This is a genomic window from Nonomuraea sp. NPDC003201, assembly GCF_053590415.1.
On record NZ_JBSFTC010000042.1, the window covers coordinates 41,537 to 55,530 of the forward strand.

Here is a 13,994-nt window from a genome sequence, read left to right on the forward strand (position 1 = left end):
GATTGCACCGTTCCAACGATGGGGCACGACAGGCCGGGATCGCATGAGTATCCCCTACTCAACCACCGCCTCGGCGACGATGGAGCTGTCGTCGTCCATCAGGAAGCCGCCGGACTGGTGCCGCCAGAGCCGGGCGTACGGGCCTTCGGTCTGCAGCAGCTCGGCGTGGGAGCCCTGCTCCACGATGCAGCCCCGGTTGAGCACGACCAGCCGGTCCATCCGGACGACGGTGCTCAGGCGGTGCGCGACCACGAGCGCGGTGCGGTCGCGCATCAGGTGCCACAGGGCTTCCTGGACGAGGATCTCGCTCTCGGAGTCGAGAGCGCTGGTGGCCTCGTCCAGCAGCAGGATCGGGGCGTCGCGCAGGATGGCGCGCGCGAGCGCGAGGCGCTGCCGCTGGCCGCCGGAGAGCTTGACGCCGCGCTCGCCGACCAGGGTGTCGAAGCCGTTCGGCAGGGACTCGGCGAACTCCGTGACGTGCGCCGCCCGCGCCGCCGCGAGGATCTCGGCGTCGGTGGCGCCCGGCCGGGCGAACGCGATGTTGTCACGCACCGACCGGTGGAACATGGCGGGTTCCTGGGGGACGTACGCGATGAGGCTGCGCAGGTCGGCCTGGCGCAGCCGGGAGATGTCCTGGCCGCCTATCAGGATCCGGCCCGCGTCGACGTCCATGAGGCGCAGCAGCAGCCGGGTGAGGGTGGTCTTGCCGCCGCCGGACTGGCCGACCAGCCCGATCTTGGTGCCGCTGGGAACGTCCAGGTCCAGGCCCTCGAACAGGGGCGTGGCACCCTCGTGCGCGAACCTCACCCGCTCGAAGCGGACGCTCGAGTCGGCCGGGCGCAGCGACTGCGGGTCGGCGGAGTCCAGCACGGTCGGCGGCACGAGGAGGAGTTCGGTGAACTGGGCGGCCTCGGTGAGCACGCTCTCGATCCGCCGGTAGATCTGGTTGAACTCGAACATGATGCTGATCGCGCTCGTGTAGTAGGAGAACGTCACCACGATGGCCTCCACGCCGAGACCGCCCCGCAGCACCACGGCGAGGAGCAGTCCGACGGCACTGGTGAGGACCGAGATCGGGGCGACGACCGTGTCCACCCGCAGGTTGCCGTAGTCCCAGGACCGCAGCGCCAGCCGCTGCTGCTCGGCGATCCTGGCCCGGTGCTCGGTGGCTTCGCGGTCTTCGGCGGCGAACGCGCGGACCGTCTCCATGTTGGCCAGCACGTCGGCGACGTGGCCCGACACCAGCACCTTGGCGGCCTCGCGCTCGTCGACCAGCGCCTGGCGACGGCGGATCAACGGGGCGACGAGCACGCCGGTGACGACGATGAGACCGATGAGAACGAGGACCAGCAGCGGGTGATACTGCCACAGCACCACCGAGGCGAAGGCCAGCGGCATCAGCTTGGCCATGATCGAGAAGGTGAGCGTGTCGGCGAAGTCCTCGAACCGGGAGGAGAATCCCAGCACCCGCTTGGTCAGCGAGCCGGCGAAGTTGTTGTGGAAGAACGCGGCGTCCTTGGTCAGCAGCTCCTCCATGCCCACCACGCCGAGCCGTTCGATGCCCCGGGCGTCCGTGCGGTTGAGGAAGTGCAGCCCGATCCGCCACAGCACCTCGCCCGCCAGCAGCAGCGCGCCGAAGGCGAGCACGTACGGCAGGAGCGTGGCGACGCTGCCGTCCCCGCCCCCGGCCAGCTGCCCCACCAGCCCGGCCACCGCCAGCGGCGCCAGGTAGGACAGGCAGATGTTGCCCAGTGCCGGCATGGTGAGCGCGGGCAGCGCGACCCACCGCTGGCGGATCAGCTCACCGCAGTAGTAGCGCAGTGCCAGCATGATCGCCGACCTCCGCGCAGATGGATTGCCTGGGGAATCCTGAAGTGTTCCGAGCACAGCCATCCGCCCTCCCGAACGCAGACACCGCCCCGCTAAATGCTGCCGTCCGGGGGTACGAGGGAGCGAACGATTTTCCGGCTGCCACCCCCTCGTACGACGCGGGCCTACTGGATTGCGCCGGATTGGGAGAGAAGGTCCTGATACCAGGTGTCGTACGGGTGGTTGGTCGCCGGGTAGTTGGCGAGCGGGCTGGTCGCGTCGCCGGTCGAGTCGAAGTCCCAGCCCCGTACGAGCCGTCCCGCCTGCCGCGCCGCGGTGATGAACGAGGACTGCGTGGCGGGCGCGGCGTAGAACAGCGCGCCCTGCTGGAGCTCCGCGCTGTCGCCCTGCTGGAACTCGTCGAAGGCGACCTGCTGGTAGCGGATGCGGTCGCCGGTGTACCTGTCGGTGTCGATGCGCAGGGTCTGCGACGGGGTCGGGCCGTCGGCGCCGGTCCACACGCGCACGCGTGAGGTGCCGCTGGCCGAGGTGGTCTTGTCGTAGCGGGCGTCGGAGGTCTTGGCGTTGCCGCTCCACGAGACCGTCATCGCGCCGGCGTCGAGCACGCCGTCCCAGTCCCAGTTCTGGCTGCTGCTCTGGCTGCGGTGGATCTCGCGCAGCCGCGTGCCCGCCGGATCGGTGAACCTGATCGTCGGCAGGACGCCGTCGTCGTACTTGTGGCTGGCCGACCAGGTGATCTCGCCGTCGGCGCCGAGGCGGCCCACGCGGTACCACAGCGTGGTCGCGGTCTGGGACTGGTGGACCTCGACCAGGTCGCCGTTGTCGTTGAGGGCGACGGCCGGCGTCACGCCGTTGTCGTACTTGCCGTGGCGCAGCCAGGTCACGCGGCCGTCGGCGCCGTACGTGCCGGACCAGTACCAGAGCGCGCCCGCACCCGAGTCGTGCACCTCCACGACCTGGCCGCGGCCGTTGATCGCGACGGCCGGGTTGGAGCCGACGTCGCGCTTGTACTGGGTGCGGGTCGTCCCGTTGCCGGAGATCAGGGGCAGCACCCGGCCGCGCAGCGCGTCCACCGTCGGCGGGGTCGCCGGGTAGTCCTTGGCCCAGAGCAGCCGCGAGCCGAAGACGGAGACGAACTCCTGGTTGAGCGCCGCCAGGTTGCCGGCCGCGTACGAGGTGTTGTCGGTCAGGTCGTCCTTGATGTCGAGGGCGACGACGATCGGGGCGGCGGTGGGATGCTGCGCGGACCAGGTGTTGATCACCTTGAGCCAGTCGCGCAGGAGGTTGGAGGCGGGGTTGCCGGTGTGGTCGACCTGGTTGCCCGGGGAGTCGTGGCCGATGGAGTAGTCGTTCGAGGTGGCGTAGCCGTTGTCGTGTATGTCGAGTTCGATGAAGCGGATGCCGTGGTCGAGCTGGTAGGCGATCGAGTTCTTGGCGCCGGCGACGTTGCCCGAGTAGCTGTTGTGCGTGGCGCGGAAGATCGCCGAGGGTAACGGCGGGTCCGCCTGCGCCTCGGCGGGTCCGCTGATCAGCAGCGCGGACGCGGCGAGCGCGAGCGCGGACAGGACGGTTCGTGATCGGAGCATGCTCTGATCATCACGTCGGAGATCTTTCCCGACAATACTGCTGCCGAGGCCGTTCAGGTAGGGCTGTCCCTACCATGGACACGCCCGTGCGCAGGGTCGATGCGTCATGGTCCCGGCTCGTAGCGTCTTTCCCATGAGAACCCTCCAGCGCCGCCTTGCCACCGACACCCGCTACACCCTGCTCGGCCTCCCGCTCTCCGTCGCCTCCTTCGCCACCACCGTCATCGGTGTCTCGGCGGGCCTGGGCAGCGCGGTCGCCTTCGTCGGCCTGCCGGTGCTGGCCGCGACGGCCGCCGCGGCCAAGCACCTCGCCGACCTCGAACGCGTCGCGCTCCCCGACGTGCTCGGCCACCCCGTCGGCCGCCCGGCGTACACCCCCGTCCCCGAGGGCGCGGGCTGGTTCCGCCGTGTGATGAACCCGCTGACCAGCGGACAGGCGATGATGGACCTGCTGCACGGGATCATCGCGCTGCCGTTCGCGCTGGCCGCCTTCGTCCTCAGCGCCGTCTGGTGGGCCGGGGCCATCGCCGGCCTCACCTTCCCCATCTACGGCTGGACCATCGCCCGGATCCCCGGCGCCCTCGAGAACAGCCTGCCCGAGTGGCTGGGACTCGCCCCCACCCCCACCACGTTCGTGCTCGTCACCACGGCGGTGGGCGCCCTGTTCGCGCTGACGCTGGTGCCGGTGGTCCGGATGGCCGCCCTGCTCAAGGCGGGCGTGGCGCAGACCATGCTCACCCGCGCCGTCCACCCGGAGCCCGCCGCGACCCGCGAGCCCACCTGGGTGATCGCCCGATGACCCAGCTTGGCCGCCTCTGCCCCGCGTGAGCCGGGCAGAGGCGGCCATCGTCATTTTCAGGACAGGTCAGGCACGCAGCACCTGGACCACGCGTACGCCGCTGAAGACCCCCATCGCCAGGTGCGCCCCGACGAGGGCGACCTGGAAGAGCCGTAGGGACACGGTGAGCCGCGGGTCGTCGTAGCCGCCGTCGTAGAAGCCGGAGACGAACGCGAGAACGCCCGCGACCGTGAGCAACCCGGCGGAGACCGCGGCCACGCCGCGGTGGCTGCGAGTGGTCCCGAAGGCCAGGACGGCCTGGACGATCATCATGGGGAGCGGCGCGGACAGGCGCGCCTCGGAGCCGAGCGCGTCGAGCAGGGTCGGGCTGAGGCCGGTGCCGATGGAGATCAGGGCGCCCGTGACGTCCATGACGAGCAGCAGGGCGACCAGGGCTGGGACGGGGCGGTTCATGGTGGTTCCTCCGTGTGTCGATGGAGCAACCATGGGCGCCCGGCCGTCCGCGTTTCACGAGGCCACGGTCATGATCGCGACGGGACCTCCGGTCCCGGCCGGGCGGGACGTGACAGTCGGGACATTCTGTCCCGTGACCTGCGCACGCGCGGCGGGCACAATGGCGCCGTGTCACCACGCGACAGGCAGGCCAAAGCGGGCGCCGCCGCCGGCGCGGCCCTCACGCTGGGCCTCACCGCGGCCGGCATCGTGCTGCACGTCGCCGACGGGCAGACGCCCGGCAACCCGGATCTCATGGCGTGGTGGCCGATGAGCGCGACGGCCGCCTGCTCGTACGGCCTGATGGGCGCCTGGCTCGCCGGCGCGCGCCCGCGGCTCGTCATCGGCTGGCTGCTGCTGGCGATCGGCCTCCTCCAGGCGATCAGCTTCGCCGGCCCCCAGTACGCCGTGCACGCGCTGGCGATCGGGCACCCGCTGCCGGGCGCCGAGGCCGCGCTGTGGGTCGGAAACTGGACGTGGCGCACCGGGTTCGCCCTCATCGCCCTGGTGCTGCCGCTGCTGCTGCCCGACGGGCGCCTTCTGGGACGTGGCTGGCGCCCGGCGATGTGGCTGGCGGCGGCCGGCGTGCTGGCGGCGAGCGTGGACGCGGCGAGAACCGGCTACACCGTGGACGCGCCCAGCCTGATCGGCACCTACCTGCGCAACCCCGTCGGCGTGGACCGGCTGCCGCCGTGGCTGGGGCTGGCGGTGAACGCGGTTCCGGCGGCCGCGCTGGCGTTCGCGCTCGTGTGCCTGTGGCTCAGGTGGAGCGAGGGCGGCCTGTCGCAGCGGCAGCAGCTCAAGTGGATCGGGCTCGGGTTCGCGGCCACGGTGGTGCTGTTCGGGCTGGGGTTCCCGCTCGGCCCGGTGGTGACCGCGGCGGCGATGCTGCCGCTGCCGCTCGGGTGCCTGGTGGCGGCCATGCGGTACGGGCTGTGGGACGTCGACGTGGTCGTCAGCCGGTCGCTGCGCTACACCCTGCTCCTGCTGTGCGCCCTGGTCGGTTACACCGCGCTGGTGGACGTCCTGAGCGGCCTGCTCGGGCGCTCGACCGGCGCGCCGCTGGTCGCCGTGGCGGTGGTGGCGCTGGCCGGCCGCCCGCTGGAGGGGCTGCTGCGGGGCCGGGTCAACCGGCTGGTGCACGGCCGGAGCGAGGACCCGTACGCGGTGCTGGCCGGCATCGCCCGGCGCCTGGACGCCGCCCGCGACGCGGACGTGGTCGGCGCCGAGCTGCTGCCCGAGATGACCCGCACGGTGGCCTCGACGATGCGCCTGCCGTACGTGGCGATCGAGCTGGCGGACGGCGAGCGCGTCGCGCACGGGAGCCCCGTGGCGGAGACCGAACGCCTCCCCCTGCGTTACGGCGGTGCCGACGTCGGCACCATGCTGGTCGGCCACCGCGCCGACGGGCTGAGCCGGGCCGAGCGCAGGCTGCTGGCCTCCCTCGCCGCGTCCGCCGGGGTGGCCGTGCACACGGTCGCCCTGACGCGGGACCTGGTGCGCTCGCGCAAGCAGCTCGTCACCGCGCGGGAGGAGGAGCGGCGGCGGCTCTACCGGGAGCTGCACGACGGCTTCGGCCCCCTGCTGGCCGCGGCGGCGCTGCAGGCCGAGACCGCCCGCGACCTGATCGGCGAGGACCGGGCGGCGGCGACGCGGCTGCTGGACAAGGTGGTGCCGCGGCTGCGCGGGGCGGTGGACGACGTCCGCGGGATCGTGCACGGCCTGCGCCCGCCCGCCCTCGACGATCTCGGCCTGCCGTCGGCCGTGCGCGAGCTGGCCGGCCGGTTCGCCGGCGCGCGCCTGCGGATCGACGTCGAGATCGCCGAACCCCTGGAGCCGGCGCCGGCCGCCGTCGAGGTCGCCGCGTACCGCATGGTGGCCGAGGCCCTGACCAACACCACCCGCCACGCGGGCGCGGCCACGGCCCGGGTCGAGCTGCGGCGCGAGGCGGACGACCTGCGGGTCGTGGTCGAGGACGACGGCCGCGGCATGCCGCCGGCGCCCGTGCCGGGCATGGGGGTGGCGTCCATGCGGGCCAGGGCGCGCGAACTCGGCGGTGACCTGACCATCGGCGCCGGGACCGGCGGCGCCGGAACCCGCGTCGAGGCCCGCCTGCCGCTGCATACGCGCGGCGAGATCGAGCTGACCGAGGAGGTGCCCGCGTGAGGGTGCTCGTCGTCGATGACCATCCGCTCTACCGGGAGGGACTCATCACCGCCCTGGAGGCGCTGCCGGACGTCGAGGTGGTCGGGGAGGCGCCCGACGGGCACGAAGCCGTCCGGCTCGCCGCCGAGCTGACGCCGGACATCGTGGTGATGGACCTCAACCTGCCCGCGCGCGACGGCGGCCCGGCGCTCAACGGCATCGACGCCACCCGTGAGATCGTCCGGCACCGCCCGGAGATCGCGGTGCTGGTCCTGACGATGCTGGACGGCGACGACTCGGTGTTCGCGGCGATGCGGGCGGGCGCGCGCGGCTATCTCGTCAAGGGCGCCGACCGGCAGGAGATCGCGCGGGCGCTGCGGGCCGTCGGCAGCGGCGAGGTGGTCTTCAGCGCGGCGATCGCGGGGCGGGTGCTGTCGTGGTTCGCCTCCGGCGGCCGGGCCGCGACCATGCCCTTCCCCGAGCTGACCGAACGCGAGCGCGAGGTGCTCGATCTCGTGGCCCGCGGGCTGACGAACGCCGCCATCGCCAAGCGGCTGTTCCTGTCGGACAAGACGGTCCGCAACCACGTGTCCAACGTCTTCACCAAGCTGCAGGTCGCCGACCGCGCCGAAGCCGTCGCCCGGGCCAGGGACGCGGGCCTGGGCACGGGCGGCTGATCACCCCGCCCGTCGGCAGCCGATCCCGGGCGTGTGGTCAACTGGCGGCATGACTGCGGAGAGCTGGGACGGGATGGGTGTGCGTGAGCTGGGCCACACGGGGCTGCGGGTGACACCCGTGGGGATCGGGCTGGCCGCGCTGGGCCGGCCGGCGTACATCACGCTCGGCCGGGAGGAGGACCTCGGCGATGATCGCAGCGTCGGCGCGATGCGGGCCCGGAGCTGGGCGGTCCTGGACGCTGCGCTGGCGGCCGGGGTGCGGTACTTCGACGTGGCCCGCTCCTACGGCCGGGCGGAGGAGTTCCTCGGCGGCTGGCTGCGCGAGCGCGCCATCGCACCCGGGGCGGTGACCGTGGGGTCGAAGTGGGGGTACGCCTACGTCGGCGACTGGCGGATGCAGGCCGACCGGCACGAGGTGAAAGAGCTGTCCGCCGGGCAGCTGCGACGGCAGCTCGACGAGACGCGGGAGCTGCTGGGCGAGCACCTGTCGCTGTACCAGATCCACTCGGCCACCCTGGAGAGCGGCGTGCTCGACGACCGGGACGTCCTCGCCGGGTTGCGCGAGCTGCGCGCCTCCGGCGTGTCGGTCGGCCTGTCCACGACCGGGCCGCGTCAGGCGGACACCATCGACCGGGCGGTCGGGCTCGGCGTGTTCGACACGGTCCAGGCGACCTGGAACCTGCTCGAACCGTCCGCCGGCCCGGCCCTGGACCGGGCCCATCGCGCCGGTCTGGGGGTGATCGTCAAGGAGGGCGTGGCCAACGGCCGCCTGACCTCCCACGCCGCCCCGGACGCGCTCGCCCGCGCCGCCCGGGAGCGCGGCCTCACCCCGGACGCTCTGGCCCTGGCCGCGATCCTGGCCAGGCCGTGGGCCGGCGTGGTGCTGAGCGGGGCCGCGTCGGTGGAGCAGCTCCACAGCAATCTCGCCGCGGTCCACGTCGCCTGGGACCCGGACCTGGACGAACGGCTCGCTGCCCTGGCCGAGAAACCCGAGACCTACTGGGCGACCCGGGGCTCGCTGACCTGGCAGTGACCCCACGCGGCCGGTCGCTCAGGGCTCGCCGGCCCTCGGCTCATCCGGCAGGCCGTCCCGCCCGCGCGGCGTCGAGGCGGCGGCGGGCCAGGTCCGTCGCGGCCCGGGCGGGGGTGACGTTCCGGTGTTCGGCCTCGTGGAGCAGCTCGGTGACGGTGTGCTCGATGGCCTCGACGCGTACGCGGGCCTCCTCGGGGCTCTCGTGACGCAGTTCCACGGCGAGCGCGTTGACGGCGCCGCCCGCGCTGACGACGTAGTCCGGCACCCAGACGATGCCGCGCTCGTGTAGCAGGTCGGCGACGGGCTCGGCGGCGAGCTGGTTGTTGGCGGGCCCGGCGATGGCGGCGCAGCGCAGCTCCGGTACGACGTCCCCGGTGAGGATGCCGCCGAGCGCGGCCGGGACGAGGATGTCGACCTCGGCGGTGAGGGCCTCCCCGGGCGAGGTCCAGGTCGCGCCGAGCTCGCGGGCCGGGGCCCGCTTGGCGGGGTCGATGTCGCTGACCAGGAGTTCGGTTCCCTCCTCGGCGAGCAGGCCGGCCACGCGGAGGCCCACGCTGCCGAGTCCCACCAGCGACACGCGCGCGCCCTTGAGGGCTGAGGTGCCGTGGAGGCGGTGGCGCACGGCGCGCAGGGCCGCCAGCGTGCCGAGCGCGGTGGCCGGCGAGGAGTCGCCGCTGCCGCCCCGCTCCACCGGCCGGCAGAAGACATGGGCGGTACGTTCGCCGATGACCGCCATGTCCTCGGGGCTCGTCCCGACGTCGGGGCCGGTCGCGTACGTGCCGTCCAGGGACGCGACGGCGTCCGCCACGTCCTCCAGCACCTTGCGGCGCAGCACCGGATCCAGCTCGGTGCCCTCGGGCACGGCGACGACGGTCTTGCCGCCGCCGTTGGCCAGCCCGGCCACGGCGCACTTGGCGGTCATGCCGGCCGACAGGCGCAGCGCGTCGGCGAGCCCGTCGCGCCAGTCGGCGTAGCGCCAGACGCGGCATCCGCCGACCGCCTGGCCGAGCGCCGTCGAGTGGACGGCGACGATCACCGGCAGTCCGGAGCGCGGGCCGGTGCGGATGGTGACGTGTTCGTGGTCGAGTTCGGGCACGGCTCCGGTCCCTCCGGTCGAGCGGCATCAGGGCTCAAGCGTCCGCCATCCGCCGGGGCGCATGCCCCTCGGCCCGAACGAACGGCCGGAAATCGGCGCGACCGCGCGAACGAGACGAACTTCGTTTGGCGATCGGGCGGCTTCACCGACCGAATGGCGAGACATCGGATGAACGATCCCGTCGGACACGCCCATGCCCGGAAAGTTTCCGGAAATCGGCGATATAGCTCCGATCTAAGGCATTGACGTCCGCCATCTCACAGGGTCATATCGGTTGTAACACCCTACGGAAGGCAGGTACGCATATGTCCCAGCCGAAAGAGCAGGGCAAGAAGCAGCCTCGCAGGATCCACGAGAAGAAGGTCAGGACCCGCGGCGAGGAGACGACCTGGCACAAGCCCGACTACCAGGTCGTCGAGGCATCGATGGAGATGACCGCGTACTTCCTGGCCACCCGGTAACCGGGCGCCGCCATGCGACTGCAGGTGCTCGGCACCGCGGCCGGTGGCGGCGTGCCCCAGTGGAACTGCGCGTGCCCCGGCTGCTCCGGGGCGCGCGCCCATCCGGGCCGCCGCCGACGTCACGCCAGCCTGGCCGTCCAGCTCGACGACGGCGCTTACGTGGTCAACGCCACGCCCGACATCGCCGAGCAGATCGAGTCGTGCGCGTGGCTGCGCCCGGGGCCGGGCCCCCGCGAGTCGCCACTGAAGGGCGTGATCCTCACCGACGCCGAGCTCGACCACACGATCGGCCTGCTCAGGCTCAGGGAGGCCGACACGCTGGAGGTGCGCTCCACCCCGGTCGTACGGGACGCGCTGCGGCCCTTCGCCGAGCTCCTGCGCCCCTACCTCCAGCTGACCTGGGCCGACGCCGCCACCATCCCGGTGTCGGGCAAGCGCCCCCGGTACGCCGCGGGCTCCCCCGAGGCCACGGGCTGGGTGTCGGCGCTGCGCCTCGGGCCGCTGGTGTACGCCCCCGCCATGGGAGTGTGGCCGGACGAGCTGGACGAGGCGTTCCGGCAGGCCGCGTGCGTGATCGTGGACGGCACGTTCTGGGACGACGAGGAGCCCCGCCGTACCGGGATCTCCGCCAGGACCGCCACCCAGATGGGCCACCTGCCGATCGAGGCGACCATGGAACGGCTCTCCAAGCTGCCCGGCCGCCGCCTGTACACCCACCTCAACAACACCAACCCCCTCGTGGACCCGGCGGCCGAGCAGCACGAGGTGCTCGGCGAGCTGGGGATCGAGGTGGCCGCCGACGGGATGGTGATCGACCTTTGAACGGCTTCGAGGCCGAGCTGCGCGCCGTACCGGAGAAGCGTTACCACCACCTGCACCCGTTCAACCAGCGCATGCACGCGGGTGAGCTGAGCCGGGACGAGCTGCGGGGCTGGATACTCAACCGCTTCCACTACCAGCGGCACATCCCGGTCAAGGACGCGTTCGTGCTCGCCAAGCTGACCACGCCCGAGCTGCGCAGGATGTGGTTGCGCAGGATCCAGGACCACGACGGCGCCGCGCCCGGCGAGGGCGGCATCGAGCGGTGGCTGCGCCTGGGCGAGGCGGCCGGGCTGGAGCGGTCGCTGCTGCTGTCGGGCGAGGGCGTGCTGCCCGGCGTGCGGCTGGCCGTCGACGGCTACGTGAACCTGTGCCGCAACGGCTCTGCGCTGGAGGCCGTCGCGGCGTCGCTGACCGAGCTGTTCGCCCCGGACCTCATGCGTACGAGGATCGCCGCCTTCGAACGGCACTACCAGTGGATAGATCCGGACGGACTGCGATATTTCCAGGTACGCGTCTCCCAGGGCCGCCAGGACAGCGGCGAGGCCCTGGCCCTGGTGCTCGACTGGGCGCGGACGCGCGCCGATCAGGAGAAGGCCGTCGCGGCGCTCGCCTACAAGTGCGACCTCCTGTGGTCCTTGCTCGACGCCGTGGACGGGGCGTACCGATGACCTGGCGTCCGGTGCTGTCCCGCGCGGCCATGCTCCGCCACGACCCCGTACGCGGGGCGGACCTGCTGATCGTGCCCGAGCGGATCGTCGTGCTCAACGCGGAGGCCGCGGCCATCGTCGCCCTGTGCGACGGCGCGCGGACCGTGGCGGACATCGTCGCCGAACTGCCCGAGGGCGCGGAGCCCGACGTCGTGGAGTTCCTCGAACGGGTCCGGGCCGAGGGCTGGCTCCGGTGAGCGCCCCCTGGGCCATGCTGGCCGAGCTCACGCACGCGTGCCCGCTGCGCTGCCCGTACTGCTCGAACCCGACCGAGCTGGCGACCAGGTCGAGCGAGCTGGACACCGGCGAGTGGCGGCGGATATTCGGCGAGGCGGCGGCGCTGGGCGTCGTGCACGCGCATCTGTCCGGCGGCGAGCCGCTGCTCAGACCCGACCTGGCGGAGATCGTGGCGGCGGCCGACCGCGCGGGCGTCTACACGCAGCTGGTCACCAGCGGCGTCGGGCTGAGCGGGCGCAGGACGGGCGAGCTCGCGGCGGCGGGGTTGCGCAGCGTGCAGCTGTCGGTCCAGTCGGCCACGGCGCCGGAGTCGGACCGGATCGCCGGGGTCGCGTCGTTCGCGAAGAAGGAGCGGGCCGCCGCGGCGGTGGTCGCGAGCGGGCTGCCGCTCGGGCTCAACGTGGTCCTGCACCGGGCCAACCTGGACGCCGTCGGCGAGATCATCGAGCTCGGGCTGGCGTGGGGCGTGGAGCGCATCGAGCTGGCCAACACCCAGTTCTACGGGTGGGGGCTGCTCAACAGGTCCGCGCTGCTGCCGACCAGGGAGCAGCTCGCCCGCGCCGAGGCAGTAGTCCAGAAATATCGGGAAAAAACAGGTGTTGAGCTGATCTGGGTGATCCCTGACTATTTCGACGGCGTGCCCAAACCCTGCATGGGCGGCTGGGGCGCGATCTCGATCACCGTCGCGCCCGACGGCCGCGTGCTGCCCTGCCCGGCGGCGTACGACCTGCCGCTGGACCTCCCCAACGCCCGCGATCACTCGCTCGACTGGATCTGGGAGCACTCGCCCGCCTTCAACGCCTACCGGGGCACCGGCTGGATGCGCGAGCCGTGCGCGAGCTGCCCGCGCAAGACGCTCGACTTCGGCGGCTGCCGCTGCCAGGCGTACGCGCTGACCGGCGACGCGAGCCGTACCGATCCGGCCTGCGGGCTCTCCCCCGACCACCACCTCGTCACGGAGCTGACGGCGGAGGGCACGTTCACCTACAGGCGGCCGGCGCGCTAGGAGCCCTCCGCGTATGCGCGGCGTCAATCCGCCGTGGACGACCGCGCCCTACGGTCGGCGTCATTCACCTTTGCCGCCGACCGAGGAAGGCACCCATGTTCCGCACCCCTCTCCGCCGAGGTCTCGCCGCCGCCGCGGCCTGCATCGCCCTCTCCGGGGCCGCGAGCGCCTGCGGTGGCGGCGGGAACGCCGAAGTGTGCACCGAGACGTTCAAGCTCTATGAGGACTACACGACGCAGGCGCAATCCGCGGCCGGCGACGCCGCGAGCATGAACAAGCTGAACGCCGACATCGGCGCCAAGGTCAAGGAACTCGCGGGGAAGGCCGAAGGCGAGCTCGCGACGGCCCTGAACGGCATGGCCGACACCTTCACCAACGCCCAGATCGACCCCTCCGACAAGGACGCGGCCCTGGCCGAACTGCAGGAGGTGCGGACCAACATGAAGACCGCTCTGGACAAGGTCAACGCGATCTGCACCTGATAGGCGGAGAAAGGCGGTGACCTCTCCTGACCGAGCGGATGTGGTTCACGCTGCTGGGCCCGGTGCGCGTGCTGCGGGAGGAGCGCGAGGTCCGGCTGGGCGGGCCGCAGCAACGTGCCTTCCTGGCCCTGCTGCTGGCCGCCGCGGGACAGCCCGTCGGCGTCGATGACCTGGTCGACGGCCTGTGGGGGCAGGACCCGCCGCCCACCGCGCTCAACGTGCTGCATCGGAACGTGGGAAGGCTGCGCCGGGCGCTGGAGCCGGGGCTGCCGGCGCGGGAGGCGGGCCGGTGGCTGCTGCCCGCGGCGGGCGGTTACCGGCTCGCGGTGGACGCGGCCGGCGCGGACCTTCTCCTGTTCCGGGAACAGGTGGCGCGGGCCCGCGCGGCCGCCGCCGAGGATCGGCCCGCCGAAGCGGTGGACCACTATGTGCGGGCGCTGGGGTTGTGGCAGGGGGCCGTGGCCGCGGGGATCCCGCCCGCGGTCCGTGCCCGGCCGGTCTTCGTCGCCCTGGACCGGGAGTACATTGGAGACGGACCTGACCGGCGTGGGCCTGACCAACCGCCGGATCGACACGCTCAGGCACCTGGCCGGCCACCTGGTGGAGGGCCGCCTGGACCTC

15 protein-coding genes are annotated in these 13,994 nt (G+C 72.7%); 11 read left to right on the forward strand and 4 right to left on the reverse strand.

What is annotated here, in order from left to right; genetic code table 11:
* Positions 1-54: 54 nt before the first annotated feature.
* Both ACWDX9_RS18250 and ACWDX9_RS18255 read right to left on the reverse strand, forming a co-directional pair.
* Entirely contained in the window at positions 55-1,830 is a 1,776-nt protein-coding gene (locus ACWDX9_RS18250; RefSeq protein ID WP_449955063.1) for an ABC transporter ATP-binding protein, read from the reverse strand.
* A gap of 164 nt (positions 1,831-1,994) precedes the next feature.
* A complete protein-coding gene (locus tag ACWDX9_RS18255; RefSeq protein ID WP_350723331.1) occupies positions 1,995-3,416 on the reverse strand; it encodes a PI-PLC domain-containing protein in 1,422 nt (473 codons plus the stop codon).
* Positions 3,417-3,549: 133 nt separating this feature from the next.
* On the opposite strand from ACWDX9_RS18255, the gene ACWDX9_RS18260 reads away from it, so the two are divergent.
* The gene (locus ACWDX9_RS18260; protein ID WP_449955066.1) at positions 3,550-4,215 is read left to right on the forward strand and encodes a sensor domain-containing protein; all 666 of its coding nucleotides are present in this window, start codon (positions 3,550-3,552) and stop codon (positions 4,213-4,215) included.
* A 66-nt stretch (positions 4,216-4,281) separates the two neighbouring features.
* On the opposite strand, the gene ACWDX9_RS18265 is transcribed toward ACWDX9_RS18260, so the two are convergent.
* A complete protein-coding gene (locus ACWDX9_RS18265) occupies positions 4,282-4,668 on the reverse strand; it encodes a hypothetical protein (protein ID WP_449955068.1) in 387 nt (128 codons plus the stop codon).
* Positions 4,669-4,836: 168 nt separating this feature from the next.
* Here ACWDX9_RS18265 and ACWDX9_RS18270 point away from each other — a divergent pair, with 168 nt between their 5' ends.
* From ACWDX9_RS18270 to ACWDX9_RS18280, 3 genes are read left to right on the forward strand one after another with little or no spacing between them, the layout of a single operon-like run.
* Entirely contained in the window at positions 4,837-6,873 is a 2,037-nt protein-coding gene (locus ACWDX9_RS18270) for a sensor histidine kinase (RefSeq protein WP_449955071.1), read from the forward strand.
* Positions 6,870-7,529, forward strand: coding sequence for a response regulator transcription factor (locus ACWDX9_RS18275; RefSeq protein WP_350723338.1), 660 nt, complete (start codon positions 6,870-6,872; stop codon positions 7,527-7,529). The genes ACWDX9_RS18270 and ACWDX9_RS18275 overlap by 4 nt, the downstream gene beginning before the upstream one ends.
* 49 nt (positions 7,530-7,578) lie before the next feature.
* Complete coding sequence (locus ACWDX9_RS18280) at positions 7,579-8,562, forward strand: aldo/keto reductase (protein ID WP_449955074.1); 984 nt, start codon at positions 7,579-7,581, stop codon at positions 8,560-8,562.
* 40 nt (positions 8,563-8,602) lie between these two features.
* Here the strand turns inward: ACWDX9_RS18280 and ACWDX9_RS18285 are convergent, their stop codons facing one another.
* Positions 8,603-9,658 (reverse strand): Glu/Leu/Phe/Val dehydrogenase dimerization domain-containing protein, encoded by a 1,056-nt coding sequence (locus ACWDX9_RS18285; protein WP_449955078.1) that lies wholly within the window; start codon positions 9,656-9,658, stop codon positions 8,603-8,605.
* A 305-nt stretch (positions 9,659-9,963) separates the two neighbouring features.
* Here ACWDX9_RS18285 and pqqA point away from each other — a divergent pair, with 305 nt between their 5' ends.
* The 7 genes from pqqA to ACWDX9_RS18320 all read left to right on the forward strand — a co-directional run.
* A complete protein-coding gene (gene pqqA / locus ACWDX9_RS18290; RefSeq protein WP_225963807.1) occupies positions 9,964-10,119 on the forward strand; it encodes a pyrroloquinoline quinone precursor peptide PqqA in 156 nt (51 codons plus the stop codon).
* A 12-nt stretch (positions 10,120-10,131) separates the two neighbouring features.
* Positions 10,132-10,941, forward strand: coding sequence for a pyrroloquinoline quinone biosynthesis protein PqqB (gene pqqB / locus ACWDX9_RS18295; protein ID WP_449955081.1), 810 nt, complete (start codon positions 10,132-10,134; stop codon positions 10,939-10,941).
* The gene (gene pqqC / locus ACWDX9_RS18300; RefSeq protein ID WP_449955083.1) at positions 10,938-11,609 is read left to right on the forward strand and encodes a pyrroloquinoline-quinone synthase PqqC; all 672 of its coding nucleotides are present in this window, start codon (positions 10,938-10,940) and stop codon (positions 11,607-11,609) included. Before pqqB ends, pqqC begins: the two co-directional genes overlap by 4 nt.
* On the forward strand, positions 11,606-11,845 hold the full coding sequence (gene pqqD, locus ACWDX9_RS18305; protein WP_364244944.1) for a pyrroloquinoline quinone biosynthesis peptide chaperone PqqD: 240 nt from the start codon (positions 11,606-11,608) through the stop codon (positions 11,843-11,845). Before pqqC ends, pqqD begins: the two co-directional genes overlap by 4 nt.
* Positions 11,842-12,891: a pyrroloquinoline quinone biosynthesis protein PqqE gene (pqqE, locus tag ACWDX9_RS18310; RefSeq protein ID WP_449955086.1), complete on the forward strand. Its 1,050-nt coding sequence runs from the start codon at positions 11,842-11,844 to the stop codon at positions 12,889-12,891. The genes pqqD and pqqE overlap by 4 nt, the downstream gene beginning before the upstream one ends.
* Positions 12,892-12,986: 95 nt before the next feature.
* Complete coding sequence (locus ACWDX9_RS18315) at positions 12,987-13,373, forward strand: hypothetical protein (RefSeq protein WP_449955089.1); 387 nt, start codon at positions 12,987-12,989, stop codon at positions 13,371-13,373.
* Positions 13,374-13,411: 38 nt separating this feature from the next.
* Positions 13,412-13,994: AfsR/SARP family transcriptional regulator (locus ACWDX9_RS18320; RefSeq protein ID WP_449955092.1), on the forward strand; the 583-nt coding region annotated here is incomplete at its 3' end.

What these genes read in the sequence shown, in the direction of transcription:
- pqqD (WP_364244944.1), top strand. Translation starts at nt 11,606, where the DNA reads ATGACCTGGCGTCCGGTGCTGTCCCGCGCGGCCATGCTCCGCCACGAC.
- ACWDX9_RS18255 (WP_350723331.1), bottom strand. Translation starts at nt 3,416, where the DNA reads ATGCTCCGATCACGAACCGTCCTGTCCGCGCTCGCGCTCGCCGCGTCC.
- pqqB (WP_449955081.1), top strand. Translation starts at nt 10,132, where the DNA reads ATGCGACTGCAGGTGCTCGGCACCGCGGCCGGTGGCGGCGTGCCCCAG.
- pqqA (WP_225963807.1), top strand. Translation starts at nt 9,964, where the DNA reads ATGTCCCAGCCGAAAGAGCAGGGCAAGAAGCAGCCTCGCAGGATCCAC.
- ACWDX9_RS18265 (WP_449955068.1), bottom strand. Translation starts at nt 4,668, where the DNA reads ATGAACCGCCCCGTCCCAGCCCTGGTCGCCCTGCTGCTCGTCATGGAC.
- ACWDX9_RS18260 (WP_449955066.1), top strand. Translation starts at nt 3,550, where the DNA reads ATGAGAACCCTCCAGCGCCGCCTTGCCACCGACACCCGCTACACCCTG.
- ACWDX9_RS18315 (WP_449955089.1), top strand. Translation starts at nt 12,987, where the DNA reads ATGTTCCGCACCCCTCTCCGCCGAGGTCTCGCCGCCGCCGCGGCCTGC.
- ACWDX9_RS18250 (WP_449955063.1), bottom strand. Translation starts at nt 1,830, where the DNA reads ATGCTGGCACTGCGCTACTACTGCGGTGAGCTGATCCGCCAGCGGTGG.
- ACWDX9_RS18280 (WP_449955074.1), top strand. Translation starts at nt 7,579, where the DNA reads ATGACTGCGGAGAGCTGGGACGGGATGGGTGTGCGTGAGCTGGGCCAC.